At 69.7% G+C, this 25787-nt stretch carries 25 protein-coding genes; 11 read left to right on the plus strand and 14 right to left on the minus strand.

Features of this window, described 5'->3' with window-relative positions; translation table 11 throughout:
• Positions 1-84: 84 nt before the first annotated feature.
• Both ACFVTF_RS29840 and ACFVTF_RS29845 read right to left on the minus strand, forming a co-directional pair.
• The gene (locus ACFVTF_RS29840) at positions 85-507 is read right to left on the minus strand and encodes a fic family toxin-antitoxin system, toxin component (protein ID WP_387817463.1); all 423 of its coding nucleotides are present in this window, start codon (positions 505-507) and stop codon (positions 85-87) included.
• Positions 504-740 carry a toxin-antitoxin system HicB family antitoxin gene (locus ACFVTF_RS29845; RefSeq protein ID WP_063347592.1) on the minus strand — a complete coding sequence of 79 codons (237 nt, stop codon included), beginning with the start codon at positions 738-740 and terminating at the stop codon, positions 504-506. The genes ACFVTF_RS29840 and ACFVTF_RS29845 overlap by 4 nt, the downstream gene beginning before the upstream one ends.
• 209 nt (positions 741-949) lie before the next feature.
• Here ACFVTF_RS29845 and ACFVTF_RS29850 point away from each other — a divergent pair, with 209 nt between their 5' ends.
• Positions 950-1849, plus strand: a complete 900-nt coding sequence (locus tag ACFVTF_RS29850) for a TniQ family protein (protein ID WP_387817464.1) — start codon at positions 950-952, stop codon at positions 1847-1849.
• A gap of 315 nt (positions 1850-2164) precedes the next feature.
• Here ACFVTF_RS29850 and ACFVTF_RS29855 read toward each other — a convergent pair whose 3' ends face one another.
• Positions 2165-3277: a TniQ family protein gene (locus ACFVTF_RS29855; RefSeq protein ID WP_387817465.1), complete on the minus strand. Its 1113-nt coding sequence runs from the start codon at positions 3275-3277 to the stop codon at positions 2165-2167.
• Positions 3278-3340: 63 nt separating this feature from the next.
• Positions 3341-4636, minus strand: a complete 1296-nt coding sequence (locus ACFVTF_RS29860; RefSeq protein WP_387817466.1) for an HNH endonuclease — start codon at positions 4634-4636, stop codon at positions 3341-3343.
• Positions 4637-5580: 944 nt separating this feature from the next.
• On the opposite strand from ACFVTF_RS29860, the gene ACFVTF_RS29865 reads away from it, so the two are divergent.
• The 4 genes from ACFVTF_RS29865 to ACFVTF_RS29880 all read left to right on the plus strand — a co-directional run bounded on the left by ACFVTF_RS29865 (position 5581) and on the right by ACFVTF_RS29880 (position 8458).
• On the plus strand, positions 5581-5784 hold the full coding sequence (locus ACFVTF_RS29865; protein WP_387817467.1) for a hypothetical protein: 204 nt from the start codon (positions 5581-5583) through the stop codon (positions 5782-5784).
• On the plus strand, positions 5784-6452 hold the full coding sequence (locus ACFVTF_RS29870; RefSeq protein WP_387817468.1) for a restriction endonuclease: 669 nt from the start codon (positions 5784-5786) through the stop codon (positions 6450-6452). Before ACFVTF_RS29865 ends, ACFVTF_RS29870 begins: the two co-directional genes overlap by 1 nt.
• Positions 6449-7237 (plus strand): restriction endonuclease, encoded by a 789-nt coding sequence (locus ACFVTF_RS29875; protein WP_387817469.1) that lies wholly within the window; start codon positions 6449-6451, stop codon positions 7235-7237. The genes ACFVTF_RS29870 and ACFVTF_RS29875 overlap by 4 nt, the downstream gene beginning before the upstream one ends.
• A 159-nt stretch (positions 7238-7396) precedes the next feature.
• Positions 7397-8458 carry a homoserine kinase gene (locus tag ACFVTF_RS29880; protein ID WP_387817470.1) on the plus strand — a complete coding sequence of 354 codons (1062 nt, stop codon included), beginning with the start codon at positions 7397-7399 and terminating at the stop codon, positions 8456-8458.
• Here the strand turns inward: ACFVTF_RS29880 and ACFVTF_RS29885 are convergent.
• The 8 genes from ACFVTF_RS29885 to ACFVTF_RS29920 all read right to left on the minus strand — a co-directional run bounded on the left by ACFVTF_RS29885 (position 8448) and on the right by ACFVTF_RS29920 (position 16015).
• Positions 8448-9656 carry a DegT/DnrJ/EryC1/StrS family aminotransferase gene (locus ACFVTF_RS29885; RefSeq protein WP_387817471.1) on the minus strand — a complete coding sequence of 403 codons (1209 nt, stop codon included), beginning with the start codon at positions 9654-9656 and terminating at the stop codon, positions 8448-8450. The two genes, ACFVTF_RS29880 and ACFVTF_RS29885, sit on opposite strands and share 11 nt — an antisense overlap.
• A gap of 44 nt (positions 9657-9700) precedes the next feature.
• Positions 9701-10669, minus strand: a complete 969-nt coding sequence (locus ACFVTF_RS29890) for a phosphotransferase family protein (RefSeq protein ID WP_387817472.1) — start codon at positions 10667-10669, stop codon at positions 9701-9703.
• A complete protein-coding gene (locus ACFVTF_RS29895; protein ID WP_387817473.1) occupies positions 10656-11624 on the minus strand; it encodes a Gfo/Idh/MocA family protein in 969 nt (322 codons plus the stop codon). The genes ACFVTF_RS29890 and ACFVTF_RS29895 overlap by 14 nt, the downstream gene beginning before the upstream one ends.
• Positions 11621-12268: an AAA family ATPase gene (locus ACFVTF_RS29900; protein ID WP_387817474.1), complete on the minus strand. Its 648-nt coding sequence runs from the start codon at positions 12266-12268 to the stop codon at positions 11621-11623. The genes ACFVTF_RS29895 and ACFVTF_RS29900 overlap by 4 nt, the downstream gene beginning before the upstream one ends.
• A complete protein-coding gene (locus tag ACFVTF_RS29905; RefSeq protein ID WP_387817475.1) occupies positions 12265-13797 on the minus strand; it encodes a glycosyltransferase in 1533 nt (510 codons plus the stop codon). Before ACFVTF_RS29905 ends, ACFVTF_RS29900 begins: the two co-directional genes overlap by 4 nt.
• 20 nt (positions 13798-13817) lie before the next feature.
• A complete protein-coding gene (locus ACFVTF_RS29910; protein WP_387817476.1) occupies positions 13818-14696 on the minus strand; it encodes a glycosyltransferase family 8 protein in 879 nt (292 codons plus the stop codon).
• Positions 14693-15736 (minus strand): UDP-glucuronic acid decarboxylase family protein, encoded by a 1044-nt coding sequence (locus tag ACFVTF_RS29915; protein WP_387817477.1) that lies wholly within the window; start codon positions 15734-15736, stop codon positions 14693-14695. Before ACFVTF_RS29915 ends, ACFVTF_RS29910 begins: the two co-directional genes overlap by 4 nt.
• 72 nt (positions 15737-15808) lie before the next feature.
• Positions 15809-16015 (minus strand): hypothetical protein, encoded by a 207-nt coding sequence (locus tag ACFVTF_RS29920; RefSeq protein ID WP_387817478.1) that lies wholly within the window; start codon positions 16013-16015, stop codon positions 15809-15811.
• A 162-nt stretch (positions 16016-16177) separates the two neighbouring features.
• On the opposite strand from ACFVTF_RS29920, the gene ACFVTF_RS29925 reads away from it, so the two are divergent.
• Together ACFVTF_RS29925 and ACFVTF_RS29930 are read left to right on the plus strand one after the other, a co-directional pair.
• Complete coding sequence (locus tag ACFVTF_RS29925; protein ID WP_387817479.1) at positions 16178-17524, plus strand: transcriptional regulator; 1347 nt, start codon at positions 16178-16180, stop codon at positions 17522-17524.
• 31 nt (positions 17525-17555) lie between these two features.
• Positions 17556-18170 (plus strand): hypothetical protein, encoded by a 615-nt coding sequence (locus ACFVTF_RS29930; protein WP_387817480.1) that lies wholly within the window; start codon positions 17556-17558, stop codon positions 18168-18170.
• A gap of 45 nt (positions 18171-18215) precedes the next feature.
• Here ACFVTF_RS29930 and ACFVTF_RS29935 read toward each other — a convergent pair whose 3' ends face one another.
• The gene (locus ACFVTF_RS29935) at positions 18216-19370 is read right to left on the minus strand and encodes a hypothetical protein (RefSeq protein ID WP_387817481.1); all 1155 of its coding nucleotides are present in this window, start codon (positions 19368-19370) and stop codon (positions 18216-18218) included.
• Between the two features lie 867 nt (positions 19371-20237).
• Here ACFVTF_RS29935 and ACFVTF_RS29940 point away from each other — a divergent pair.
• On the plus strand, positions 20238-21242 hold the full coding sequence (locus ACFVTF_RS29940) for a hypothetical protein (protein ID WP_387817482.1): 1005 nt from the start codon (positions 20238-20240) through the stop codon (positions 21240-21242).
• 137 nt (positions 21243-21379) lie between these two features.
• Here ACFVTF_RS29940 and ACFVTF_RS29945 read toward each other — a convergent pair whose 3' ends face one another.
• A complete protein-coding gene (locus ACFVTF_RS29945) occupies positions 21380-21619 on the minus strand; it encodes a helix-turn-helix domain-containing protein (protein WP_387817483.1) in 240 nt (79 codons plus the stop codon).
• A 190-nt stretch (positions 21620-21809) separates the two neighbouring features.
• Between ACFVTF_RS29945 and ACFVTF_RS29950 the strand changes: the two genes are divergently transcribed.
• Genes ACFVTF_RS29950 through ACFVTF_RS29960 form a run of 3 tightly spaced genes read left to right on the plus strand, consistent with a single transcriptional unit; the run spans position 21810 to position 25785 of the window.
• Positions 21810-22892 carry a TniQ family protein gene (locus ACFVTF_RS29950; RefSeq protein ID WP_387817484.1) on the plus strand — a complete coding sequence of 361 codons (1083 nt, stop codon included), beginning with the start codon at positions 21810-21812 and terminating at the stop codon, positions 22890-22892.
• The gene (locus ACFVTF_RS29955; protein WP_387817485.1) at positions 22889-23659 is read left to right on the plus strand and encodes a TnsA-like heteromeric transposase endonuclease subunit; all 771 of its coding nucleotides are present in this window, start codon (positions 22889-22891) and stop codon (positions 23657-23659) included. Before ACFVTF_RS29950 ends, ACFVTF_RS29955 begins: the two co-directional genes overlap by 4 nt.
• Complete coding sequence (locus ACFVTF_RS29960; RefSeq protein ID WP_387817486.1) at positions 23656-25785, plus strand: transposase; 2130 nt, start codon at positions 23656-23658, stop codon at positions 25783-25785. The genes ACFVTF_RS29955 and ACFVTF_RS29960 overlap by 4 nt, the downstream gene beginning before the upstream one ends.
• Positions 25786-25787: the final 2 nt, after the last annotated feature.

The raw sequence follows: 25787 nt of genomic DNA on the forward strand, positions 1-25787 counted from the left end.
CACCGGCCGGAGCCCCGACCGGAGCCCCGCGGAACGGACGACGAGGCCGACGAGGACGACGCGACCGGGCGCAAGCCCGCCCGGTCAGTCGTCGTCCTCGTCCTCCGCCCCGCTGACGCCCTCCCCCTCGGCCTCGTCGACGACCCACCCGGCCAGTCGTTCGGCGACCCCGGACACGCCGAGCCGCCCCTCCCGGATGGCCCGGGCGAGGCTGCGCACCTCGCGGGCGGTGGTGGCGACGGTGCAGCCGCTGGCGACGAGGTAGGCGTAGGCGACGGCGGTCGCGTAGAGCTCGTTGGTCTTCTCCAGGGCCGTCACCCGGATCAGCTGGTGCATCAGGGCGGCGGCGCGGTCGTGCGGTTCGGGGTAGACGTCGATGTCGAAGATCTCGGCCTGGTGCCGGGAGACGGCCGCGAGCAACGACCCGTAGTCGGTGACCTGCGGGTCACCGGGCGTGTACTGCTCGGCGGTCATGAGCAGCCACGAGAGGTCGACCTCCAGCTTCAACGGCGCACGTCCTTCAGGTCGCCCGGCTCCGCGAACTCGGCCAGGAAGGCCGTCTCGTACTCCTTCATGAACTGGGCGGCGGCGTCGACGAAGGCCCGCCCCGCCTCGCCCATGTCCTGCTGGACCAGGCGCTCGATGTACTGGTTCATGCTGATCCCCTGCTGCTCCGCCCGTTCCCGGGCCATCTCCGCGGTCGTGGCGTCCACCCGGACGTTCAGCTGCTTCTTACCCATGAATCTCAAGCTAGCGCTGAAGTGCTAGCACAACAAGGGCGCACGCACGCCGGGCGCGCGCACCCGTGTCGGACGGCGCGAAAGACTTCAGTAGCGCAAGAATCATTTCAGTAGGTTCTTCAGTACCGCACCGAAGGTTTCAGTGAGCACCTCCCGACTACAGGGAGTGTTCGATCTTCGACGCGAGGCTTCCTGGGATCCTGTGACGCGTGAACTCGCATGATGAGGGTGCCCAGCAACCCCAGCCGTCACTCGTTGCAGTCGCCGGCCTGCCGAGGCCTCGCCCCCTCCCGCGACGACTATCCTCGGTTCCGCTTCCTCGGCCCGGCGAGTCTCTCCTGAGTTGGCTCGATGCGGTCGCGCTTGACTTCGACGTCAGCCGGGACCAAGCCGCCCAGGCCACCGGGGTCATAGCTGTCGACGAAGCGCCTGCCCGGCTCTCTCTCACCTCCACACGTTCGCCCGTCTTCAGCCTGGATGACGAGACCACGACTCGGATCGAAGCCGCGACAGGGCTGGCGGGCAGCGAGGCCAGGAACTTGACCTTGAGCCGTTTCGTGGGGACAGCGTTGCGGACAAGGCCGACGCGTGCCGGTTCATCGTCCGGACGCGGTGTCGCAGCCGAGCCCTGGGTCGATCACACCGAGCTCCGCTTCTGCCCAGGGTGCGTTGCCGCCGACGATGGAAGGTGGCCTTTGGCCTGGTCACTGCCCTGGGTGTTCTGCTGCCTCGTCCACAGGTGCTATCTGATTACCATCTGTCCGACGTGCCGCATGAAGGTGCGGCCCGCCGAAGTCAGCCTCGCACGAGGGGTCTGCGGCCGTGCTGCTCGGGAGCGCGGAGCCGACCCGGCCCTTCGCTGTCCTGGGCGCTTCCGGGACGCAGAAGCGCCACCGCTGCGGGATCCCGAGCTGATTCGACTCCAGAAGCTGCTCCTCGAGCATCTCCAGGCCGACAGCGAGGCTTCACGCGACCGAGCCCGTGCCGACTTCCAAGATCTCTCGGAAATCGCCGTGGTGGCCTTGTTCCTAGCGACTCCCGCGCATCTGAACGGCGCCGATCCAGTGATACATGACGCCTTTCTTCTTTTTCCCGAAGATACTTCGTGAAACACGGTAGGCTCATGAGGGAGAGGGATCGGTTCCATCCTGGGATGCTGGTTCTCACCGGGTGTTTGCGCGTGGCATCCCAGGTCGTCTTCGCAGACAACCCCTTGCAGGCTGCCCTTTCACTGGCCGATCTAAGAAAGCATCCGGCAGATCCTGCCGTTCGACCGCTCCGCCGTTCCTGGATCACTCGGCCACCCGTCCACTCCGGCGAGCAAATTAGGCCGATCGTAGAGGCAGTGCAGGAGAATTCCAAATTTTCTCGCGGCTGGCCTTCCTGAATCATGCGCACCCAACCTGCCAGAGCCGCTGACCAGATCAGAGATCGCGGCGCCAGGTAAGTTTGTCATAAGAAAGCGGCCCCAGTGAAAGCTTCAAGATCGGCTGGAGACGCTGGCTCCCCAAGAGGAAGAGCCAGATGTCGTTGTCGTCCCACGGATGATCAGGGTACGGCCGTGGTGAATCCACTTCCTCGTTGCCCAGGAGCCATCGCGTCGCCTCGTCCATGTCCTCGCAGATGGCCAACTGTCCCGCTATCCGGACCATGCCGGCCATCCCAAGGCCAGGGAAGGAGTTGGCGGCCTTCCTGGACCGGGTTCGTGCGGGGAAGCCCTCACGGACTGCCTTGTCGGCCCCGGCGAGGTGGCGGGGCTCGGCATGCCACGAGACCAGTTTGAGTAGGACGTTGAAGTCGTTCTCTGCGGCCCGGTCGCATTCCTGCCCTGGGCCATCGACGAGTGGCACGGTGTTGAGCCACGCTTGGATCTCCAACAGGGCGCGGTCACGGGTGCGAAGCACCGGAAGCTCCTTCAATGGCTTTCCGCACCAGAGGGCGCCGGTGCGTTCGACAGCGGCAGGCCGTCGGAGGCTCGGGCTCACCGACATCGGCCCTGTACACAAGCCCGGACTCCTGTCCCGGAATCTCCAGGGCTGGATCGGCGCGTCGCAGCTAGTGCATTCGCGCACCAAGTAGCAGGAATGTTCCAGGCAGATCACCGACCATCTCCTGTACCAGAGCAGAGGCCACCGGTTGTCCTTCTCATACAGGCACTTTGGGCAGACTCCTCCCAGTACCTTAGTGGAGCGGAAGCTGTTCCTGCCTCCTGCGTTGATCCACAGGTCCGGTATCCGCTGACCCTTGCCATCGACATACAAGGGGCTGAGCGTCATCGCGAAAACCTCATCGAGGGTCAGACCGGTGGCGGCGCTCACGTTGGCTGCTTGGGCGGTGGTGAGCTGGATGGTGCGATAGGCAAGGCGTCTGCCGGCACTGTTTTCCACTTCCAGACCGAGCAGTGACATGGCATGCCTGCGACCGATTTCATAGGTTGCCGCTACGTGCTCAACCCAGCTATGCAGTGATTCGCCTACCAATGGCAGCGGCACCGAGGCCAACCGCCGAGGCACCGTCGACGTCATCTCCTGCGGCATGGTGACCGTTCTCCCCGTGTCTTAGCGGCGGGCTGGACGCAGATCGACATCGGATCCGGGGCATCAGCGACCACTCACGCCGAGGGGAAGTCGACTGGCCGCTTCCAGAGTCGAGCCGTAGTACGGCAGGCAGGTCATGATGTCAGAGTCCTGGTACGCACCCGCCCAAGCAGCGGCTGTGAACAGGTCTTGAACCGCGAACTCGTACTCCCGGCCCGCACGAAGCACCCCGTCCTGAAAGGCCCCGACCTCGTCTCGGCTCGGCCACCGCGTCGCGGTGGAGAAGAACGCCTCGGCCCAGATCTCGCACATGCGGGTGAAGAACGCCGGCTTCTTGGTGATCGCCAATTCAGCCTCGCCGAGGCCGAAGTAGAGGTTCGAGGAGCGATGCGCACCTGCATAGATGGCGGCCCGCAGGACGCGAACGACGTACACGCCTTCGTTCAGCAGCTCGTCACACTGGGCCTTGACCCGGTCGACCAGATCGGCAGGCGGGTACTCGCCCGCCTTGATCAGCCAAGATATCGACCATGCCTCGAGCACCTCACCACGGTCGAATGCTGCAAGGGCCTCGGTGACGTCGGTGAGATGGAACCAGGCAGCGAACTGCGCTCCCTGCAGGAGCCGATGAGGCTCCTCACCACCATCTTCGCGGCATCGCGCGACACTTGCCGAGAAGGTCCGGCCCTGGTCGTTGCTTATGCTGCCTGGCCACTCGTTGACCCACACGTCAACGGCTGCTTCGGCGATCGGGTCGCGTTCATCGCCATCAGAGGCCAACTTGTCCTCGGCGCTGACGATGGCCTTGGCACGCTCCTGAAGTCCGTCGATCATGCGCCACGCGATGCCGCACACGTACTTGAAAACGTTGGGCAACTTGACCGTAGGGTTCGTCATGGCTGTCTCGACGATGTCGGGCCACACCGATACGGGCAGGCCGGCTACCCGGAAGCGCTCGATGCTGGTACGCCAATTCTCGTCGAGCGGGGTTGACAGGCGCTGACCGCCGCTCTCGTACGTCCACGTTTCCCAGGCCCGCTGGAACGCCTTCCTGTAGGCAAGCCTGGGCGCTTCCTGCGCTTCGAGTTCGGCGGCGGCTTGCTTGAGCGCTGCCGCCCAGCGCAGAGCGTCCTGGGCCACGTCGGCGACGATGGCCGCGTCAGCAGGGACTGAGGACTTGCCGCTGTTGCAGGGCTCGCATGCGGCGATGAGGTTCTCCGGGCTGTCGCTTCCGCCAAGGGCGGTGGGGGTGACGTGGTCGACTGTCAGCTTCACGTCGGGGGCCGTGGCCCCGCAGTAGCGGCACGTGTGGTTGTCACGGCGGAGGATTTCGAACCGGAGACGCTTGCTGACGGCCACGTGGCTCTTCTCTCTCGGTGGTGGGCGCTTCGTGGGCGCTGACGTTAGCTCAGCGGGCGGACATGAACCCCCAATCAGAATAGGAACTCCTCGGAATACCGCCCTGTTGCGGTGCATCCCGGGTGGGTGGGATTGGGTGGAAGCCGCCGCGGCTCCTCGGTGATAAACGCCAGCCCGAGGGCGGTGCCCGGACAGCCGCGGCCGGAATCGATGCCGACGCGTCGCACGGGATCGGATACTGGGGCATTGGGCCTGGGCCGCAAGCCAGTGATGGTGGTCCGGGGCGTCCAGTCCTCGCGTCGTTCCACGGTGAAGAGATGACTAGGGCCGAGGGAGGCTGCGGCGGAATCGACCATCTCGCGGCGCAGCGCGTGTCGGGCCCGCCAGGTATCGCCGCCGTCGCGGTCGTGACCGGCGCTTCAGTCGAGCGCCCACTCGCCAAACTCACCTCGGCGGACGTCGAGTCCGCTGCCGACGGCCGACGCTTAAGGCAGTAAAGAGCTTCACACAGGTCGCTCTCGACCCTCACCGAGAACCATGAGGTGGCCACGGCGCCCGCCGCAACAGGCAGTTGCCCTCGCAAGCGCGCGACCACCGTGCGCGGGCGTGCGCCGCCGTGAACCCGCCATCTGTGGCGACCGAAGCGTCCGTGGGAGTCACCGGGCCGATTCGTACCCCTCCGCAGGCGATCCGCATTCCCCAGCCCAATGCCCGTAGTGGTGCCATGCCGCAGCGGATCCGGACAGCCTCGAGGCGCTGGGGTATCGGCACTGGTCATCGCTTTGCCCCGGGGCTTGCGCCCCGGCAGGCTGGTCGATGGCTGGTTAACGCTGCAGCTGATGATCATTGTTGATGATCAGTCAGGATTTGTCGGGGGCCGCTGCTACACCAATTCCCGAGGGTGGACCGCGTCGGGCGGTCCACCGTTGCGGGAGGGGAAGCGCATGGTGCCCGAGGGATACACCTACGTGAAGGGCCACATCCGCCGAAAGCCGCGGCCGAGGATCAACAAGACGAGCGGCTGGCTCGTCGCCGCACTCGTCGTCGGCGGCTTGTGGCTGTACGGGCAGAGCGGCGGCTCGTCGACCACCACGAACACGAACCCGGGCACCACCGCCCCGGCCTCCGCCCCGGCGGCGGGCCACTGATGCGCCGAAAGCTCCGCCGGCTCGGGCTGAGGGCGCCGCGTACTGGGGCCGAACGCGTCGCCGCCGTCGTTATCGCGCTGGTCGTGGTGTCGTGGGCCGCGCAGGGCCTGCGGTGGGTGGTCACCGACGGCCTGCCCCTGCTCGTGGTCCTGGCCGCTCTCGGCGCGGCGGGCGTGGCCGTCTGGTGGTGGCTGCGGCGCGTGGCTGCGGCCGCGCGCCGCCAGCGACTGGCCTCGCTGCGGCTCAGCCTTGCCCAGCTCGACGCGATGGACGACAAGCAGTTCGAGTTCGCCCTGCGCGACCTGCTGCTGCGCGACGGGATCGAGGCCCGGCAGGTCGGCCAGCAGGGCGACCAGGCCGCCGACGTGATCGGGCAGGACGCCCGGTGGGGCCGGATCGTCGTGCAGGCCAAGCACACCAAGGTCGGCGGCAAGGTCGGCTCGCAGGTGATGTACCAGGTCAAGGGCACCGCCCAGCCCGTGCACCGTGCCGATGTCGCGGTGGTCGTCACCAACGGCTCCTTCACCCGCGACGCCAAGGCGTGGGGCGACAAGCACGGCATCTACTGGGTGGACCGCGAGGCCCTGCGACGCTGGGCCGAGGGCGGCACTGCCCTGCCCGACCTCCTGCACCTGTCCCGGCGCGGTCGGCTCAGGGCGGCGGCATGACGATCGCCAGGACCTCGATGCTCGCCGCAGAGTCGGTGGACGACGCACTGGACGGCGTGCCGCCGGGCGCGACCACGGGATCGTCCTGTGAACCAGCCCCGGACGACACGTGGGGCTGGCCGGAGGTGGCGACGGTGGCCACCGCGGTGCTGGGCGGGTTGGCCCTGATCGCCGGAATCGTGGTGCTCGGCAACTGGCTGGACAGCATCTGGTGGCCGTCCACCACCGTGCTGGGGCCGGCGTGCTTCCTCTTCGCGGTGTGGGGCTACCGGCGAGAGGGCCGCCAGAAGTGGGAGGAGCGACTCCGTCGTACCGGGCTGAAGTACTCCCTCGCGCAACTCGACGCCCTCCACTACCGCAAGTTCGAGTACGCGGTGCGGGACCTGATGCGCCGCGACGGCTTCCGAGCAGAGCGGACCGGCGGTGGCGGGGACGACGCCTGCGACGTGCGGGCCGTGGACCCGGACGGGCGGATCTGGGCCGTCCAGGTCAAGCACCGGCGTGACGGTGCCGCCGGAAAGAAGATCGGCGTCCCGGTCCTCCAGCAGGTCAAAGGCACCGCCCAACCCGTCCACGGCGCCACGTTCGCCCTCATCGTCACCAACGGAGGCTTCTCCTCCAAGGCAATCCCGTGGGGCAAGACCCACGGCATCCATCTCGTCGACCGGCACCTGCTGGAGACGTGGGCGGCCGGCGGTGGACTGCTGTGGGACCTGATCGACAACCTTCCCGCGCCCAAGCGTCACCCCTCCGACCGCGACCACAAGAAGGCCCGCCGCAAGTGAGAGGCCCGCCCCGCCCCAATCCCGGAGCGGGCCCGCGACTGCACCGCACAGACTGGGGCCACCCGGTGAGTCGAGAGCCCGCGACGGTCTGCACTCGACCGGGCGAGCGGTAGGCCGAACCGGTCTCGCTGGGTGCCGTGCTCCGCTAGCCTGCATTGGGTGACGGAAGCGATGGACGACCCCTCGTGTGGCTCGCGCAACAGCATCATCGAGGAGGACCTGGCGGTTCTCGGCGGGTCCTTCGGGCTCGGTGAGGTCCAGGCGTGCCGCTTCCTGCCCAACGGCCTGATGAACGGCAACTGGCGGCTCGCGACGGCCGACGGCGCGTTCGCACTGAAGCGGATCATGGATGTGCCGCTGCCGCTCGCCCGCCGCAACCTCGCGGTCCTGTCCGAGCTGGCCGACGCCGGAGTCCCGGTCGGACGGCCGATGGCCACCTCCTCCGGAGAGACTGTGGCAGAGGTCGCGGACCGCGGCTACTGCTTGATCCCCTGGTTGGAAGGCAGCCACCAGCCGGGGACGGAGCTCACGCTGGACCAGGCCGGAGACCTCGGCGTCCTGCTCGGTCAGATCCACCGGAGCCTCAACGACGAGCGGACCGCCCGGCTGCTGCCGCCGCCGTCGGAGCCCCCGACAGCCCAGGTGATCACCCCGTACTGGGCGCGCGTCCAAGCGGACCGCTTCCTCGCGCGGATCGCTGCCCTGGACTGCCCTACGGCCTTCGACACCGAGGCCGCCCAGGCGCTGGGCGAGCGCAAGGTACTGCTCGACAGGTACGCCCACTTTCACCCCGCCACCGAGGTGGCGGCCGGCCCGGTGGGCTGGACGCACGGTGACGTGCAGCACCGCAATGTGCTGTGGCGGGACGGCAAGGTCGCCGGGGTGATCGACTGGGACCGTATCCGCGTGCGCCCGTTCGGCGAGGAGGTCGCCCGCACCGCCACCGTGCAGTTCGGCGGGGAGGACGGCTTCCTCGACCTGGAGCGGACCTCCGCGTTCGTGGCCGGCTACCGGTCGGTAGTGCCGATCCCGGTGCCCGCGCTGGCGGACGCGGTGCAGCGGTTGTGGTGGAAGCGCATGTCGGACTACTGGCAGCTGGACTTCCACTACGACCGCGACGACCACTCCTGCGACCACCTGTTCCTGCCCGCCGAGCGCTTCCTGGCCTGGTGGACCGAGCGGCGAGAGGCGGTGCAGGAGGCGTTCGCCGCTATGCCGTGACCACCGTCCGGGCCAGCACGGCGGCGAGGGCCTCGGCGACCTGCTCCATGTAGTCCGGGGCCAGGATCTGCGGCACCTTGAGGACGATCATCTGGCGCATCGCCTTGTGGAAGTTCGGCAGCTCGTCCCTGGTCGGCGGCCGGTAGGGGCTGCGGGCCAGGTGCGGCCAGAAGCGGGCGGCCAGGTCGGGGCGCTGGAGGAGCGGGGCCTGGGTCCAGTCCTCGTAGAGGGAGCGGACGGGGACGCCGGCCGCCTTGAACCGCCTGCTCACCTCGGCCGGGTCCGGCACGCGGACGCCGATCGTCAGCGGTGTGCCGTACCAGCCGCGAACGGACAGTTCGCCGATCTCCGGCCAGGTGACGGGCGCGTCGTACTCCTCCAGCACCTTGCGCAGGGTGGCGAGGTTCTGTTCTGCAGCGAGCATCCGGTCGGGCAGCGACCGGAGCTGCTGGCGGGCGATGACGGCGGAGACGGCGGGCATCCGGTACTTGTAGGCGGCTCCGGTGGTGGCGAACGGCAGCAGGTCGGGGAGGGTGAGCTCGGCGGCCAGGCGGGCGGGGTGGTGGCCGAGGGTGAGGGCCCGCTCGTAGACCTCGCGGTCCGTGGTGGTCAGGATGCCGCCTTCTCCGCCGGATACGGACTTGGACTCCTGGAGGCTGAAGCAGCCGGCCGCGCCCCAGGAGCCGACTGCGCGGCCCTGGTAGAGGGCTCCGTGGGCGTGCGAGCAGTCCTCGACGATCGGCAGGCCGGCGGCCTTGGCGAGCTGGTCCATGCGGGCGGGTATGCCCCAGGTGTGGGTGGCCAGGACCGCCGAGCAGGTGCTGGCGGCCTCGGCGACGGCGGTGGCGGCGATATTCGGGCTGTCCGGCTCGATGTCGCAGAAGACTGGGTAGCTGCCGGCCTGGAAGACGGCGGTGATGGCGGAGACCCAGGTCATCGGGGAGACGGCGACACCGGCTTCGGGGCTTGCGCCGACGGCGTGGAGGGCGGCGTGCAGGGAGGCGGTGCCGGAGTTGAACGACAGCGCGTGGCGGGTGCCGGTGAGGCGGGCGAAGGCGGCTTCGAGGGCGTTGGTGGCCGGGCCGAGGTTGATCTCGGACAGGTGGCCGTCGTCGAGGAGCTTGAGGACGGCGTCCTTCTCGGCCTGCCCGTACTTGGGTTCGCGGGGGAACGGGAGGGTGACGGCGGTGTCGTTCACGGGTGTCCTTCCGGGCGGGGCGAGTGAGCGGGAGGCTGGCGGGGTTACGGGCGGCGGCGTGCGCTGGAGTCCGCGTCGGGGGTGATGCGCGGGACGGCTGCGAGGTGGCCGTGGTCGAGGTCGTCGAGGTCGGCCTGGAGCTGGGCGGCCCGCAGCCGAACCATGTCCTGGTCGTCGCAGGAGGCGTGGAAGTGCAGCAGCGAGTAGGCGATGCGCAGGCGGAACAGGACCAGCGGCAGCAGGCGGTCGGCGGGGATCGGGCCGTCGAAGTAGCCGTCGAGCAGGGCCTCGGTCATGGGGGCCGATTCGCGCAGCGACCAGCCGGCGAGTTCGGCCAGCGGGTCGCCGCCGCGCACGCTCTCCAGGTCGACGACGCCGGTGATCCGCCGGCCGTCGGTGAACAGGTGCCGGCCGACCCAGTCGCCGTGCAGGAGCCGGGGCGGGCCCTGGGCCAGGCGGCCAGCTCCGACGTCGAGGATGAAGCGGGTCCGGTGCAGCAGCCCGGGCAGGTCCAGGCCGTCGACGCTCGGAACGCTGCGGGGCGCGAGGCTGAGGAACCAGCCCTGGATGGTGACGTGCTGGCCGATGCCGTGGCCGTCGAGCTGGCCGAAACTGCCGACCTCGATGCTGTGCAGCTGCCGGAGCATCTCGCCCGCGCACCTCGCCGCGTCCAGGTCCTGCGGTGTGGGCGGTTCGGCTTCGACGGGGCGGCCGGGGCAGCGGGTCTCCACGCACGCTTCCCGGCTGTGCCAGAGGATCTCGGCGGCCGGAAGGCCGGCCTCGCGCATGCGGGCCGAGGCCCAGGCGGCGGTCGGGTAGCGCGAGCGGCTGCCCGCGCGGCGGACCTTGACGACCAGGTCGTCACCGCCACGGGTGGTGACCGCGAAGGGGAGGCTGTCCGTCCCGGCCGTGAGCGGGGTGAAGCGCGCTTCGGCGGCGCCGAAGCCCGCCGCGGTGAGCGCGTCGACCAGCAGAGGGTGCGGGCGGCTGAGCGCCGTGTCAGCGGCGAGCATCGGGTACCTCCGGCACGGCGACGGGGCGGCGGTTGGCGGCGGAGGCCAGGGAAGCGTCCAGCAGGGCGATGGAGGCGAGGTTGTCGGCGGCGGGCACCGGCAGGAGGCCGTCCTGGTGGAGGGCGTCGACCATGGCGGTGATGCCCCGCTGGTAGGCCGGCGGCCCGGCCTCAGGAGCGTTCCGTTGACGGTGGGGGTCCGGTGCCCACCGGGTGGCGAAGCCCCGGCCCTCCACGCGCCAATCGCCGTTCGCGTCGGTCCGAAGGGCCGGATCGACGATGTAGCCGCCTCGGTAGGTGAACAGGGAGCCGTCGGCGAAGTGGACGGTGATCGTGGCGATCGCGCTGTGGGCCGCGAGGAAGCCGGTCGCCGTCTCGGTGCAGGTGAGTTCGGTGGGTGGCGCGGTGATCAGCGCGCGGACCTGGTCGAAGGCGTGGACGGCGAGGTCGGTGGTGACGGGCAGGTGCTGGCCGGCGCGGAAGCCCGGTCCGGGCAGGGTGACCAGGGTGTCGGCGGTGACGGCGAAGGGCGCATGTCCGCCGGAGCGGACCGTGTCGGCGAACGCGAGGAAATCCGGGTCGGCGCCCCGGTTGTGCATGACGGCCAGCAGCAGGCCGCGCTCCTTGGCGAGGTGCACGAGGTCGAGGGCGTCGGGCAGGTTCAGGGCCAGCGGTTTCTCGGTCAGGACGTGCAGGCCCTGGGCGAGCGCCGAGCGGGTGACGGGGTAGTGGAGTTCGGGCGGGGTGAGGTTGACGACGACGTCGGCCTCGGCCTGGGCGAGCGCCTCGGGAAGCGTCGTGGCGAGGGCCGGGCTCAGCCCGTAGCGGTCGGCCAGCGCCTGGGCGGCCTGCTGGTCGGGGTCGATGAGGGCGGTGATCTCGATGCGGCCGTCGGCGAGCAGGGAGCGGACCCAGCGGCTGGCGATGGCGCCGCAGCCGATGATCGCGGCCTTCACGACGCCTCCTTGAGCGGGTGCGGCCCCAGGGTCGGGCTGGGGCGGTGCTGGGCGGCCTGATGGCGGTGGAGGTGGTCGAGGGCGCGGGCGGTGAGGTCGTCGAGCGAGCCGCAGTCGGCGGCGTCGAGCTGGGCGACGGCCGGGGCGAGCGGGTGGGCGAGGTAGGCGTTGAAGTGCTCGCTGAAGTGGCGGTCGTAGAAGATCGTCGGCATGCCCTTGCGCAGGCGGGCCCGGCTGGCGAGCACGTCCGGGTCGGCGGTGAGCACGATCGTCAGGTCGGGCATCGCCACCGACCGGGTGGTGACCAGGAGTCTGGCCTGGTCGTCGCAGTCGAAGCCGTGCATCCGGCCGACGGCGTGGGCGTGAGCAAGGAGGGTGTCCACGGTGCGGTCGAGGATCACGTCCCGGCCCTCGGCGATGGCTTGCCTGGCCCGGGCGAGCCGCAGGTCCTCGACGTCCAGGAACTGGGCGATGTTGGCCAGTTGGTGCTCTGCCGTGAACGGCTCGGGGGCCGGCAGCCGGGTGGGGTCGGGGCTGGCGTGGTAGTAGCAGGGGATGACGGCCGGCCGGTTCAGGTGGGGTGCGAGCTGGGCGGCCAGCGTGGTCTTGCCGACGCAGCTGACGCCCTCGATGCCGAGGATCACGCGAACTCCCTGTCCGTGGTGGTGGATGGGGTGGTGCGGCGGTTGCTCTTGGGGGCCAACGCGGTGTGGCGGGTACCGGTGACCGCCCAGCGGCCGAGGGCCGTCAGCGGGCCGATGCTCTTGAGCAGGAGCCCGGCCAGGGTCTCCGCGCTCCGTACGGCGGTCTCCCGTGCGGCCAGCTGCCGGCCCTCGGCCACGGCGAGAGCACGGACCGGTGCGACGGTGGCCGCCCACAGTGCGGTCGCGGCCGCCGCCCGGACGGGCAGACGTGTGCGCGGGCCGAGCGCGAGGGTAAGGCAGAGCGCGGTGGCGGGCGAGACCAGCAGCCACGCCATGCCCCGGTAGGCGCCGATGGTCAGGGCCGCCGCGTGGTCGCGGCGGCTGCCGTGGCCTTCGGCGTGCCAGCGGGCGGCGCACTTCGGGTAGTCGAGGTAGCTCTGGAACCAGCGCTCGCCCTGGGCCAGCAGCTCGCTCAGGTGCTCGGCCGCCGGCACGGTGGTGGTGAAGGGCAGGCTGTCGACCGGGATGCCGTCCAGGGTGAGCCGGTAGCCGAAGGCGACGTCGTCGAGGACCGTGAAGGTCGGCAGACCGCCGACCTTCCGGAAGACGTCCATGCGAACGAGCAGGCCATGGCCGACGGTCTGGGCCAGCCCCGGCAGGCCGGGACCAGTGTGCGGGCGGCGGGTGGCGTCGGCGTGCTGGCGGAGGTTGGGGACCTCTCGGCGGAGGGTCCACAGGGTCTGAGCGCGGGCGGCGCCTCGGCACAGGCTCCGCTCCCACCAGGCGCCGGCCGCACGCTGGGTGGCGAAGCGGGCGGACTGCTGAACGACGCACGGGAGTTCACCGTCGGCGGCCCGGCGGCGGGCCAGGAACTCGGCGGTCCGCTCCAGCAGCTCGCGGCTCGGGCGGGAGTCCACGTCGTAGACCGCGATGTACTCCTGGTCCGCGTCGGCGATGGCGAGTTGTTCGAGGGCGGCGTTGACCTGCGCCGCCTTGCGCCCGTCGCCCCGGTAGTGGACGTGCCGGACCAGCGGGTCGGACTGCGGCAGCCATGCGAGTTCCGCCGTGACGACGTCCGCCGTGGTGGGGAAGCCGGACAGCACCTCGGCAGCCACGGCATCGGTCAGTGTGCCCTCACCGGTGCCGGTCAGGGCCTTGCCGAGGGCGGCCAGCTCGTCGCCGGTCAGCTGCGGGAAGTGCTCCACCGTGAGGTTGGCCGCCGTCGCCCCAGTCAGCCGGGCGGCCAGGTGCTGGCGCTCGGCCTCCTCGCAGGCTGTGGTCACCAGGGTCAGCGTCGAGCCGGGGAAGTCGCGCAGGAGCGGGACGAACCAGGCCAGAGCGGCGGTGATCTGCTGTTGCTCCCGCAGCACCGGGACGACGACGTGCAGCACCATCGGCTCCATCGCCCTTCGGTTCCCGGCCCGCACGGGCTGGTCGGCCCAGGCCAGCGTCCGGCGGATGTGCCGCAGTCCGTTGACGTTGCGCGCGGCCACAGCGGCGGCGATCCACCAGGTGGCGCTCCGTCGCATCGGCTTGCGCCCTCGCGTGTTCACTCGGCACTGCCGTTGGCGACGTAGTCGTGGAACAGGCGGTAGGTGTCACGGAGTTCGCCGGCCGGATAGGTGTCCTGCCAGGGCTTGTCGGGACCGGCGAAGTGCACGAGGGCGGCGGTCTTCTCGTCCTCCAGCAGCTGGGCGAGCGGGCTGTCGGCCTCGGCGTAGTGGATGAAGCCGGCCTGGGCGGCCTGCGGCGACATGGCGAAGGTGTTCCACCGCTGGTCCAGCCGCTGCCAGTTGTCGTCGACGGCCCAGTTCAGGGCGTCCTGGTCCCAGAAGCGGACCTTGTCCGGGTGCTCGGACAGGAACTGCCGGGAGCGGTCGAAGACGCCGAGTCGCTGGCAGCGCTCGAGGTCGATGAGCATGACGCCGCTGTTGAAGTAGTCCCGGCCGTACGGGACGCCGAGCTTCTCCCAGCCGGGCAGCTGGATGCCGCGACCGATGACCGGGTTCTGCGGGTCGCGCACTGCCCCGACCGGACGCCCGTCGAGGGACTGCCGAAGCAGCGGGCGGAGGTCGCCGAGCACCAGGGTGTCGGCGTCCAGGTACAGCACCCTGTGCTCGTCGGGGATGACCTCCGGGATGGCCAGGCGCACGTACACCGCTCCGCTGACCCAGTCGGAGACGGGGTAGCGCGGGTCGGTCATCGGTGCCGGCCGCAGCTCGGTGGCGAGGCCGATGCGGTCGGCGTCGCGCAGGATCGCCTTCCGGTTGGCCTCGCTGATCTGCTGGTCGAGGACGATCAGGCGAAGCTCACCGACGGTGCCCGGGTGGGCGGCAGCGATCGAGTGCATCAGCGTTCGCAGCGGGCGGGCGTATCCGTCGTCGACTCCGCAGACGATCGCGGGCAGCGGGCGCGGGGAGGTGTTCACGAGGCGCTCCTTCCGGTGGCGGCGGTGGCCTGGCGGGGGAAGTGCTGCTGGGCCCAGTCGAGGGTCTGGCGCAGGCCGTCGCGCAGGGGGGTGGTGGGCTCCCAACCGAGGTGGGCGCGGGCGGCGGTGATGTCGGGGCAGCGGCGCTTGGGGTCGTCGGCGGGCAGCGGAATGAAGGTGACGGCGGAGACGGAGCCGGTCATGGTCCGGATCTCCTCAGCGAGTTGGAGCATGGTGATCTCGTGCGGGTTACCGAGGTTCACCGGGCCGGGGTGGTCCGCGGTAACTGCGGCGAGCAGGCCCTCGACGGTATCGGCCACGAAGCACAGCGAGCGGGTCTGGCTGCCATCACCGGCAACCGTGATCGGCCGTCCCGCCAGTGCCTGCTGGATGAAGGCGGGCACCGCGCGGCCGTCGTCGGCGCGCATCCGAGGGCCGTAGGTGTTGAAGATCCGCACGATCCGGGTGCGGGTGCCGCCGGAGCGCTGGAAGCAGGAGGTCAGGGCCTCGGCGTACCGCTTGGCCTCGTCGTAGACGCTGCGGGGGCCAGTCGGGTTGACGTTGCCCCAGTACTGCTCGGGCTGCGGGTGCACGAGCGGGTCGCCATAGACCTCGGAGGTCGAGGCGAGCAGGAACCGGGCGTGCTTGGCTTCGGCGAGTTCCAGGGCATTGAGCGTGCCCATCGCGCCGACCTTCAAGGTGGCCAGCGGGTGGCGGGCGTAGTCCAGCGGTGAGGCGGGCGAGGCCAGGTGGAAGACGAAGTCCACCGGACCGGCCACCTGGAAGGGGCTGGTCACATCGTCGGTCTGGAATCGGAAGCCGTCGGCCGAGCGCAGGTGCGAGAGGTTGTCGAGGCGGCCGGTCAGCAGGTTGTCGACGCCGACCACCTCGGCCCCGAGGTCCAGCAGTCGCTCGCACAGGTGCGAGCCGATGAAACCGGCGGCACCGGTGACGACCGCGATGCGGCGGGCGAAGACGCCGTGTTCGGCCGAGGCCGCCGGATCGCGCGGGAGAATCGGTGGTGCTTGCAGGCGTGGCACGGTGCGTGTCCTCCAGGTCGTCGGGGGTAGCGGGGTTCACGAAGGGCCGTCGAGGCAGCGTGGGCCAGCGCTTCAGACGTCCGGGTCGTGATCGGGAAGGGACCGTGCGGGCGGTGCCGCGACCGGGTGATCGGTGCTGAGCTGGTGGCCGGCGGTGACCCCGAGCAGCGCGAGCGTGACGACGTGGCCCAGGCCCCACAGCACGGTGAGCACGGTCCCCACCGGGTCACGGCGTGCGCCGCGATGCCTGCCCTGATGCGGCCGCTCGACTGCCTCCATGGCTCCTCCCCTCGCCGGCCTCCGGGGCCGGGCGGTGCGGTACAGCGTCGCCGTGCCGCAGCGCAACTCGGAACGTTTCTGGGGGGTTTCTGCTCGATGCGGCCCGTGCCACAGCGGGTAGCAGTACGCTCACCAACAGGTCATGAATCGCCGGGGGTTGAGATGAGCTCAGACGTTCCGGCAGTCCATCCGCTCACCCATCTGATGCGGTTACGCGGCTGGGGAAAGATCCAGTTCGCGCGCATGATGCGTGACCACGGCACCGCACTGAAGATCCACCTGGCGACCAACCGGACGCTGGTGTGGAAGTGGGAGCAGGGCCAGGAGCCCGAGCCGGATGCGCAGTTCGTGCTGGCCGACCTTCTCGGCGTCAATCCCCGTACTCTGGTTGCCAATCCGTGGCCCAGGTGGCTCCCGGTCTGGGAAGTGACCGGCATCACGGCGCCATGGACGAAGGCCGGTACCGTGGACGTACTGGTGGAACTGGTCAGGAGTGGGCATATGGATCGGCGGGGCTTTCTCACCATCACCGGGGCCGCCATGGCCACCGTCGCCGCGAGCTGGGCCTCCGCCTCGCCCGCGTTCGCCTCCGCTCTCGGGGGCGACCAGGTGACGGACTCCATGGTCGACACCCTCGAAGCCCGCGTCGCCACCCTCCAGACCCTGGACGCGCAGATGGGCGGCGCCCGCCTCATCGAGCAGGCCCGCGGCGACCTCGCCATCATCACGACCCTGCTCAAGCACGGCCGCCACACCGAAGCCGTCGAAGCCCGCCTGCTCGGTCTGGCCGCCCAGGTCAACTACATCGCCGGATGGATGGCCTACGACAGCGGCCTGCGCTCAGCCGGCCAGCAGTACTACCTCGGCGCTCTGCGCGCCGCCAAGACCATCGGCGACGACGCCCTCGGCGGCTTCCTGCTCGCCGAGATGGGCGTCCACCTCTCCGACGCCGGCAACCCCGCCGAGCGCATCGCCCAGGTCGAGACCGCCCTCGCCAACACCCCCGCCAAGATGCAGCCCGGCGTCCGCAGCTACCTCGAACTCCATCACGCCGAGAGCCTGTCCCGCGACGGCCAGCACCAGAAGGCCGGCTCCGCCCTGAACCGCGCCCACGACCTCTGGTCCAAGAACGGCGGCGACCAGCTCCCGAGCTGGCTCTCCTGGTACGGCGACGCCCAGCTCAGCTCCACCGAGGGCAAGATCATGCTCCGCTCCGGCCAGGTCGACCGGGCCACCAGCGCGCTGGCCTCGTCCATCGACCACGCCGTCCCCCGCGACCAGGCCGTCCGCGCCGGACGTCTCGCCACCGCCCGCCTCGCAGGCAAGGACCTCGACGGCGCCCTCGACGCCGCCAACCGCGGCCTCGGCCTCCTCGAAACCCAGGTCCACTCCGTGCGCGCCGTCAGCCGCCTCACCAAGTTCGACGGCTACCTCAAGCCGTACCAGGCCGAACCCGCCGTCGCCGCCTTCCGCGAGCGCCTGCGCGCGCTGCCCGCCATGGCAGCCTGAGCACCGACCGAGCCGGAGAGAGAACCCACCCATGGGCGAGCGAGCCGTAGCGTACGTACGTAGCCTGGGCATCAGCGACGACCAGGCCGAGCGGGTCTTCCTCCTGCTCGCCCAGCGCACCCAGTACGACGATCCCAGGGACTCCCGGGACACCCCGATGGGAATCCTTCTGAACGCGGTCGACGTCCCGCGCTTTGCCACACACCTCGGGCTGCTGCCCGAGGAGTTCTGCCAACAGCTCCGCGGCCTCAAGCAGCTCGTCAGAATGGACGTCCTCGAGCACAGGGACGGAAGCTGGGAGATCGTCTACGGGCCCTCGTACACCGACCACGTGCCGAGCGCGCCCCGCGCCGCGCGCGTCACCGACGAGAACATCCGCGGCATCCAAGCCTTCTTCATGCCTGGCTGGGACGCGTACAGCACTTGGGGACGCGACCAGATGATGGGCTGCCTGTATGCCCAGATCATCCACAACGACGACGACCAGGACGCCGAACCGCGCATCTGGATCACCCCGCCCAAGTACGCCCCGCAGACGATCGACGAGCTCGCCAAGCACATCGCCGAAGCCCTCAACCCTTACCAGCCCATCCCACTCCCGGTAGAGCTCGTCAAGAAGTGGCTGACCGAGGAGCCGCTGGACTAGGGCCGGGGGCCGCGCTCTGGTCAGACACGATCCGAACAAGAGCGCCTATGCGGGCGGCAGAGCCTTGGCCATCGCGTCCTGGATTCGGTTGCGGACCTCCGAGTTGGCAGTCGCCAGCACCGTACCCGCCGAGATCATCAGTGACCACATGGCAGCCTGGGCCACGCCCGGCCGGTCCGCGACCACGGGAATCATCGGGACCAACCACGCAGCCAGGAGAAGCACGGCAGCCGGGACGAGCCGTGCGCCCAGCCGCGCCAGGAAGCGGGGCGGGATCGGGGCCGGCGGTGCGGTCGCCAGCAGCGCGGCCCGGTCGAAACGGGCCACCAACAACATGCCGCGCACCAGCGCTGCCACGACCTCCGCCACGTCTTCCTCGGAGCGCGCCCGCACCAGCTCCGCCTTCAGCAGCCGGATGCCCTCCGCGATCCGTTCAGCCTCGACACGCAGTTCAGCACGAAGGCGCCGGTCAGCCGCATCGGTACGCTCCGGCAGGGCCAGGCAGCGAGCGGCATCGACAGCGAGGCTGTCGATCTCCTGCGTCCACGTGCGGCAGGTGGACGCCGAGCGCCAGCCGGAGCGTTCCCGGTGAATCCGGTGCGCCACCTCAACCGCCCTAACAACAAGCCGGTCATAGGCGTGGCAGCCCTCATCCACCCGGCCCCGGTAATGCAGCCACCAGAAGACCAGGAGCGGGGCCTCAACGAGGACGAACAGGACCAGCGCCACCCGAGCGATCTGCGGGAGGTACCAGGGAGCGGCCGAACTCCCATGCTGTGTCACCGCGTTAACCCAGAACGACGTGGCGGCTGCCAGGCCGAGGACGGTTGCCACCCGGTACCGGGCCGCCCGATACCGGACAGCCAGCATCCGGGCCACCATGATCGTCCACAGCAGCGCAACCATTGTCGCGGCCGCGCGCGGGCGACCACCGAGCACCACGAGAAACGGCAGCACACTCAACGGGGCCAGCCACGGCGACAGCCGCAGGTAGTAGAGGTAGCGTTCGACACCGATCCGCCGCTCGATCGCGGTACGCACCGGCGCGAAGGCCGCCCGGTCGGCCGCGTCCAGCCCGACCAGCCGGACCAGTTCGCGGGCGGCGCGCGTGGCGGTGACCAGATCCACTCGCCGGCCGCGCGCGGCAAGCCTGCCCCGGACCCAATGCCCAGCGCCGGATCGCACTGCGAGCCAGCTCATCCCGTCCCCCTTCACCGCGCCCGACCGTTGGGCCGATCCGTTGCTTAGCGCTAGTTTCGCGCTCACCACCGACAGGTCGTCATCCAAGCCCAAGCGGACGGCTGGCAGTTGCGAAACCCGCGATTTTCCGAGCGTACGCAAGCCCCTGCCGCGCCGCGGCCGGATGTCGAAGTCGATGTGGCTTCATAGGGTGCACCTGCGAAGCCAGGCCCAGGTCGTCCGGCCGCTGCCCCAGCGCGCTCGGGGCGCTACCCAAGCGCAAGCAGTACTTCCCTACTGCGCCGACCGGCCAGACAACTCCGGCCTGCGTCGCGGCCGGGCTGATCTACCCGGCCGTGCTCGTCGACGAGCACAGTCCGGCGGTACTGCTGGTCGTCGCTGCACTCAAACGCTGGCTCGTCACAGCCGTCCAGTACGGCGCGACCTTCAGCGACGCCGTGTTCGATGGTCACATGTCACAACGGGTCAGCTCCGGCGGCGAGCCGAGGGCGTCCGTCGCCCCGACCGCGCAGATCGGGACCGGCCCAACCGCCCGTCAGAGCTGGCGGCGCGTTGACCCCGGGCCGGGTTTCCGTCCTCCCGCCGTCGGCTCACGGCCATCCACACGATCGTGAGCACGGCGGCGAGCAGGCAGAACCGCACGGTCGCTGGCCAACTGCCGAGCGCCTCCCTCACGAGCTGGAGCACGTCTGCTGCGATGATCATCTGTTTTCCTCTGTCTAGCCAGGCCGGCGAGTTCCGGCGATCCCAGCGAACGGCATCAACGGCTCCTGGTTCCAGGACTCTTGGCCTGGTTGGACACTCCTGGACACCCGGGGCCGGTGTTCTGCCGTCCCGGCCCGGGCTCCACTCGATAGCCTCGCCGGCATGGTGATGGAATCGGCGCGAGACCTCGACGTCCAGGCAGATCCTCAGTGGTTCATCGGCCGCCTCCGGCAGCTGATGACCTCCTGCGGAGCCGGGACGGAGACCAGGCTCGCCGGCAGGAAGAAGAACCAGCCGAGCGGGAAGGAGCAGTTGCCGCACGCGACGATCAACCGGAACCTGAGCCCGTCGATCCAGAGCCTGCCGACCGCCGACTTCGTCCAGCGCTTCGTGGAACGCTGCACCGAGTACGCGGACCAGCACGGGCGCGAGCTCGCAGCCGCCGACCGTGATGTCGAGGGCTGGCTGGAACTCTTGGCCGCGGTGGACGAGGAGATCAAGGAGACCGCCCGCTTGTCGGCCGTCGATCTCGTGATGCGCTGGTCCGAACTGGCCGGACTCGACACCTGGCGCAAGACCTCCGAGGCGTCGCTGATCCCGCCGCTCGGCATTCCCTTCGCGGTTCAGGACCGCCTGACCGCGCTGCGGCTGTGGATGGTCGAGGTCGAGTGGCCAAGGCCGTTCACCAAGGTCGCAAGCGCGATGAACAACTTCCGCCGCGCGCTGTCGGACCTGCTGAACTTCTTCACCAGCACCAGCACGTTCTCCCCGAAGGTCGACAACTTCTACGAGCTCTGGGACCACTCCCTCGTGCTCGAATACGGACCGGAGCGCCGCCGGGCAGAACGCGAGTACCTGCAGAACATCGATTTGTTCATGGACCTGTGGTTCGAGCTGACCGCTGCGGGAAACCACGCCTGCGACGCGGTGCGCGACGAGCTCGACGGCGCTTTCCGGCTCGGCGCGAGCCCCCTCTCCACCATCCACGGCCCCGATGGCCTTGGGCGATGCCAGATCACCCGATGGGTCTACTCCGGTGAGACCCGCCGACGCGCGAACCCCTATCCAGGGATCGACGCACTGCGCGAGGCGCTGACCGGGCCGTCGGGCGGAGCCCGCACCGCCGGAGGGCACGACCGGCTGATGGACGAGCCCGACAGCGGCTGACTCAGTGCGTTGTGGCAAGCCGGATTTCGTTCGAGGTGTGGGCGCGGGTGCTCATCTGGACAGAGGTACGGGTGCGGCCGTGGGCATGAAAGAACGAGCCCCTTGGTAGTGACGCGTTTTCCGCTTCCGAGGGCCGCTCAGTCCTCGGTGAACAACTCGTGGGGCTCGACACCCAGTGCCTTCGCCAGGGCCGGAATGCGGTCCACCGAGACACTGTGCCGAGCGGTTTCCAGATCGATGTAGAAGGACCGGTCCATGCCAGCTGCTGCCGCCACGGCGGTCTGAGTCAACCCCTGCCTCTCGCGAAGCGCCCGCAGGCGGCGCCCAAAGAGGACGCGCTGGGCCGGGATGCCCGGATCTGAATCGCTATTCGCCACGGGCAGTAACCGTAGTACAGTCCGAGGTGTAGGAAGTCTCCTACAAGATCAATTTATTGCGCCTGGGGGAGGTCGCATGTCCGCGTCGGCACAGCCGCTGCCTGATCCCAATGTGCCGACCCTGGCAACAGGCGGAGCCGAGGTGCGACGGCTGCCGTCCGCGGTCCCGCGCAGGCTCCCCTCTGTGTTGGTGCCAGCGGTTGGGGAGTCCTTCCCCTCGTGGGTGGACCGGGTCGCGGTGGATCTGGAGCTGACGCCTGGTGAGGCCGCGCGGCGGCTGGGGCTGGAGTGCCGTTCGAGCGACCGCGCGGTGCGGCCGGTGTGCTACGGCGTGGCGCTGACGGAGCTGGGTGCGCGCCGGATCGGGGCGGCGACCGGGTTGGACGAGATCGAGCTGCGGTTCATGCAACTGGCCCGGTACGCGGGCGGTGTTCTGGACTTCTCACGTCTGGACCTGGCCGACCCGCCGTCGGTGACCCGGCTGAGCAACCGCGAGTGGGCACTGTTCACCGGCACCCGGGCGTGCCCGAAGTGCCTGGGCGAGCGTCCGGTGTGGCAGCTGTGGTGGCGCCTGGGCATTGCGGCGGTGTGTCCGGTCCACCGGGTGCTGCTGGTGGACACCTGCCCGATATGCGGTGACCGGTTCGGGCTCGCGCACTCCGGGCATCCCGGCGGTCTGCCGACCCGATCGGGTGTCCTGGACCTGCGGCGGTGCAACAACCGCCGCTCAGTGGCTCCCGGGCGGCGATCGGTCCCTTGTGAGCAGGCTCTGGCCGAGCTGCCGTCCGTGACCGTTCCGGTGCAACTCGTGGACGTGCAGAAGCTGGTGCTGGAGGCCGCGCACGGGGGCCCGGCCGTGGTCGCCGGGCGGGCGGTGGCGACGGCTGACTTCTTCGCCGCCCTGCGCTACCTGGCCGCTGCCGCCCGAGCGGGTGCCGTACCGAGCGACCTAGCGAGCTGCCAGGCGCTGATTCCCGAGGCCGCCGAGGCCTTCACGGCCTACCAGGACGTGCGCCGGCGTGCCCGCCACGGCGGCGCCCGGACCAAGCTCGGGATGGCCCCGCCTACTGCCGCGCACGCGGCCGCCGTCCTCGCCCTGACAGCCCCACTACTGGTCGCCCCGCGCCGGACTGCGATGAGCACCGCCTTGGCCCGCTGGCAGCGCTCCGTCCCGGAGCCCCTGACGATCCCGGCCTGCCTGAGCGACGACAGCAGCGAGCAGCCGCCCACCGGAGCGATCCACGACACGGCCCTTGAGGAAGGACGGACGTGAGTCCGAAGAGAACCCGGACCCTACGGCCGGTCAGGTATGCGCCCGACCAGCTGTTCGTCCACTACTACGACGCCCAGCAGACCGAGCGCCTGATACCCGCCTCCCAAGCGGCCACGGTGCGCTTCGAGGACTGCCTGCCCGCTCGCGAGATCCCCTCGTACGCGGGGATGCGACATACCCCAGGCTCGTACTGGGCAGCCAGCTGCGACGCCGTCCTGGACTACGAGAGCTACCTCGAAGCCAAGTGGATGAAGCTGCTGGACTTCGACTCCCAGGTCGCCGCTCTCGCCGCGCAGCCGTTCATCCTCGAAGGCGTTGACGCCCAGGGGAAGTGGACGCACGTCCCTGACCTGTTCGTCCGCCGCACCAACGGCTCGGTGCTCCTGCTGGATGTGAAGAACCCTCAGCAACTGGCCAAGCTCCGCGTCGTCCAGCAGGCCGAGCGCACCGAGAAGGCCTGCCAGGACCTCGGCTGGGACTACCGCATGGTCGGTGACCCCGATCCCCAGCTGTGGGCAACTGTCGAATGGCTGTGCGGCTACCGCCGGCCGCTGAACGCCACCGCTGATCTGGTCGATCCGATCCTCGCGCTCGCCACCCAGCCGATCGCGCTCGGAGACCTGGTCAGCTTTCGCCATGACCCCGAGGTAGCGCGTCCGGTCATCTACCACCTGATGTGGCACCACCACCTGCTCTTCGACATCGACCGGCCGCTTCGCGACCACACCCGGGTGTGGGCCGCCCCTGCTTCGGAGAGGACGCGATGAACCAGCGCTACCGCATCGCCGTCGAGGACTGGATCGAGTTCGAGGACGAGCGCCACCAGGTCGTGGGCACCGACGGCGCGCTGGTGCGGCTGCGGTCCATAACCGGGCACCGGATCACCATCATGCTCTCGGAGTTGCTGGCCGATCCCTCCTTCCGCGCTCACGCCGAGCCGCCGCCCGGCACCGGGAGCAACGACGTGGGGCTAGACCCGGGCGGGGTGCTGGCCACCGTGTCCCCCGAGGTCCGCCAGGCGGCCCTGGACCTGGAGGCTCACCTGTGGGAGGCCACCACGGGCTTTCGCTCCGGCGACCCGATGAAGGCCCTGGCCTGCGAGCCCCGCCCGCAGTACGACCCCAACCTCCCGGTGACCGAACGCATCGAAGCCAAAGCCGCGGAACTCGGCCGCACCTCCCGCCGCCTCTGGCAGCTGCTGGAAGAGTGGGACGAGAAGGGCCTGTTCGCACTGGTCGACGGGCGCAAGACACGCATCCGCAACCCGTTCCGCAACACCGACCCGCGGGTCATCCAGGCGATCCGCGAGCAGTCTGCGTCCGAACGGATGGACAGTTCCTCCGCCGTCACCACCCGGTTCCTGAGGCGCACGCAGAACAGGCTCGACGCCGACTACGGCGAGGGCACGATACTGCTGCCCAAGGAGGACACCTTCCGACGCCTGGTCAAGACGCTGCTGGACCGGCGACCCTCCGATCCCGCCTACCAGCGCCAGTCGGCCGCCAACCAGCCCGACCGCACCTTCGGCAACGTCATCGCGCACCGCCCCGGCCAGGTCGTCATGCTCGACACCACGCCGCTCGACGTCCTGGCGTGGGATGCGGCCACCGACAGCACGTACGGGGTCGAACTCACCGTCGCACTCGACGTGGCGACCCGCTCGATCCTGGCCTGGCGGCTCACTCCCGCTGGCACAAAGGCTATCGACATCGGCCTCCTGCTGGCGGACGTGATGACGCCAGAGCCGATGCGCCCGGCATGGGGCGACGCCCTGCGCTACTCGATGCTCCGGGTGCCCTACGAGCGCCTGCTCTCGCTGGACGAGCGCCTCGCCCACGCCGCCGCCCGACCGGTGATCTATCCCGAGACCCTGCTCTTCGACCACGGAAAGCCCTATCAGTCCGACGTGGTACGGCGTGCCTGCCGCTCCTGGAAGATCGACATCCAGGACGCGCGCAAGCTCAAGCCCACCGACAAGCCGCACATCGAACGGCTCTTCGGCACCATCCGCGAGCAGTTCTCCATGCACGTCGCCGGCTACAAGGGCTTCAACGTCGCCACCCGGGGCCGCACCGTCGAGGAGCAGGCCCGCTGGAGCATCGACGAGATCGCCGAGTTCTTCGCCGAGTACGTCGTGGCCGTCTACCAGCAGCACCCGCACTCCGGACTGCACCTGTACGGCTTCCCCGACCTGGAGGTCTCGCCGAACGAGGCGTACGCGATGGCCCTGGGCTCGGCTGGCTTCGTCGACTGCCCGAGGGATCCGAACCTGTACTACGAACTGCTGCCGATCGCCGACAACGGCGGACGGGTCATCAACTCCTACGGTGTGGAGATCAACCACCTCGTCTACAACGCCGACGTGCTCTACCAGTTCCGCAAGGCCAAGTCGCCTTACCCGAACGAGCTGTGGCCGATCCGCTATGACCCGCGCAATCTCCTGCACGTCTACTTCCACAACCCCCGCGACAAGAAGTGGTACACGCTGCGGTGGACCCATGCGCTCAGCGACCTGCAGCCGTTCACCGACATCACCCTGCGCGAAGCCAAACGCCTCCTCCTCCAACGCGGATCCGACGCCTCCAAGCAGGCCAGCATCGCCCAGGCGCTGCGGGAGTTGCAGAACCGCACCGACGCGCCCGAGACCTGGACCAAGGGAACCCGCAAGCGCTGGACCCGCGACCGCCACCGCGCCCACGCACAGGCTGCCGACGCCTTGCGCTCCACCCCGGCCGTGCCGGCGCCGCCGCCCGCTCCGCTTCCGGAAACCCGCAAGCCCACCATCACCGGCCTGCACGCCGTTCCCGACCTGCCGGACGAGGACGACGACCTCGATCTCGACGCCATCCAACCCGCAACGGTGTGGAACCCACGCATCCACCAGGAGAACTGAGC

The organism is Kitasatospora sp. NPDC057940 (assembly GCF_042887425.1).
Lineage (GTDB): Bacteria > Actinomycetota > Actinomycetes > Streptomycetales > Streptomycetaceae > Kitasatospora.

Coding starts and splice junctions, on each gene's coding strand:
- ACFVTF_RS29890 (WP_387817472.1), bottom strand. CDS start 10,669: ATGCTCGCCGCTGACACGGCGCTCAGCCGCCCGCACCCTCTGCTGGTC.
- ACFVTF_RS29920 (WP_387817478.1), bottom strand. CDS start 16,015: ATGGAGGCAGTCGAGCGGCCGCATCAGGGCAGGCATCGCGGCGCACGC.
- ACFVTF_RS29865 (WP_387817467.1), top strand. CDS start 5,581: ATGGTGCCCGAGGGATACACCTACGTGAAGGGCCACATCCGCCGAAAG.
- ACFVTF_RS29925 (WP_387817479.1), top strand. CDS start 16,178: ATGAGCTCAGACGTTCCGGCAGTCCATCCGCTCACCCATCTGATGCGG.
- ACFVTF_RS29870 (WP_387817468.1), top strand. CDS start 5,784: ATGCGCCGAAAGCTCCGCCGGCTCGGGCTGAGGGCGCCGCGTACTGGG.
- ACFVTF_RS29875 (WP_387817469.1), top strand. CDS start 6,449: ATGACGATCGCCAGGACCTCGATGCTCGCCGCAGAGTCGGTGGACGAC.
- ACFVTF_RS29960 (WP_387817486.1), top strand. CDS start 23,656: ATGAACCAGCGCTACCGCATCGCCGTCGAGGACTGGATCGAGTTCGAG.
- ACFVTF_RS29940 (WP_387817482.1), top strand. CDS start 20,238: ATGGTGATGGAATCGGCGCGAGACCTCGACGTCCAGGCAGATCCTCAG.
- ACFVTF_RS29930 (WP_387817480.1), top strand. CDS start 17,556: ATGGGCGAGCGAGCCGTAGCGTACGTACGTAGCCTGGGCATCAGCGAC.
- ACFVTF_RS29905 (WP_387817475.1), bottom strand. CDS start 13,797: ATGCGACGGAGCGCCACCTGGTGGATCGCCGCCGCTGTGGCCGCGCGC.
- ACFVTF_RS29935 (WP_387817481.1), bottom strand. CDS start 19,370: ATGAGCTGGCTCGCAGTGCGATCCGGCGCTGGGCATTGGGTCCGGGGC.
- ACFVTF_RS29855 (WP_387817465.1), bottom strand. CDS start 3,277: ATGCCGCAGGAGATGACGTCGACGGTGCCTCGGCGGTTGGCCTCGGTG.
- ACFVTF_RS29845 (WP_063347592.1), bottom strand. CDS start 740: ATGGGTAAGAAGCAGCTGAACGTCCGGGTGGACGCCACGACCGCGGAG.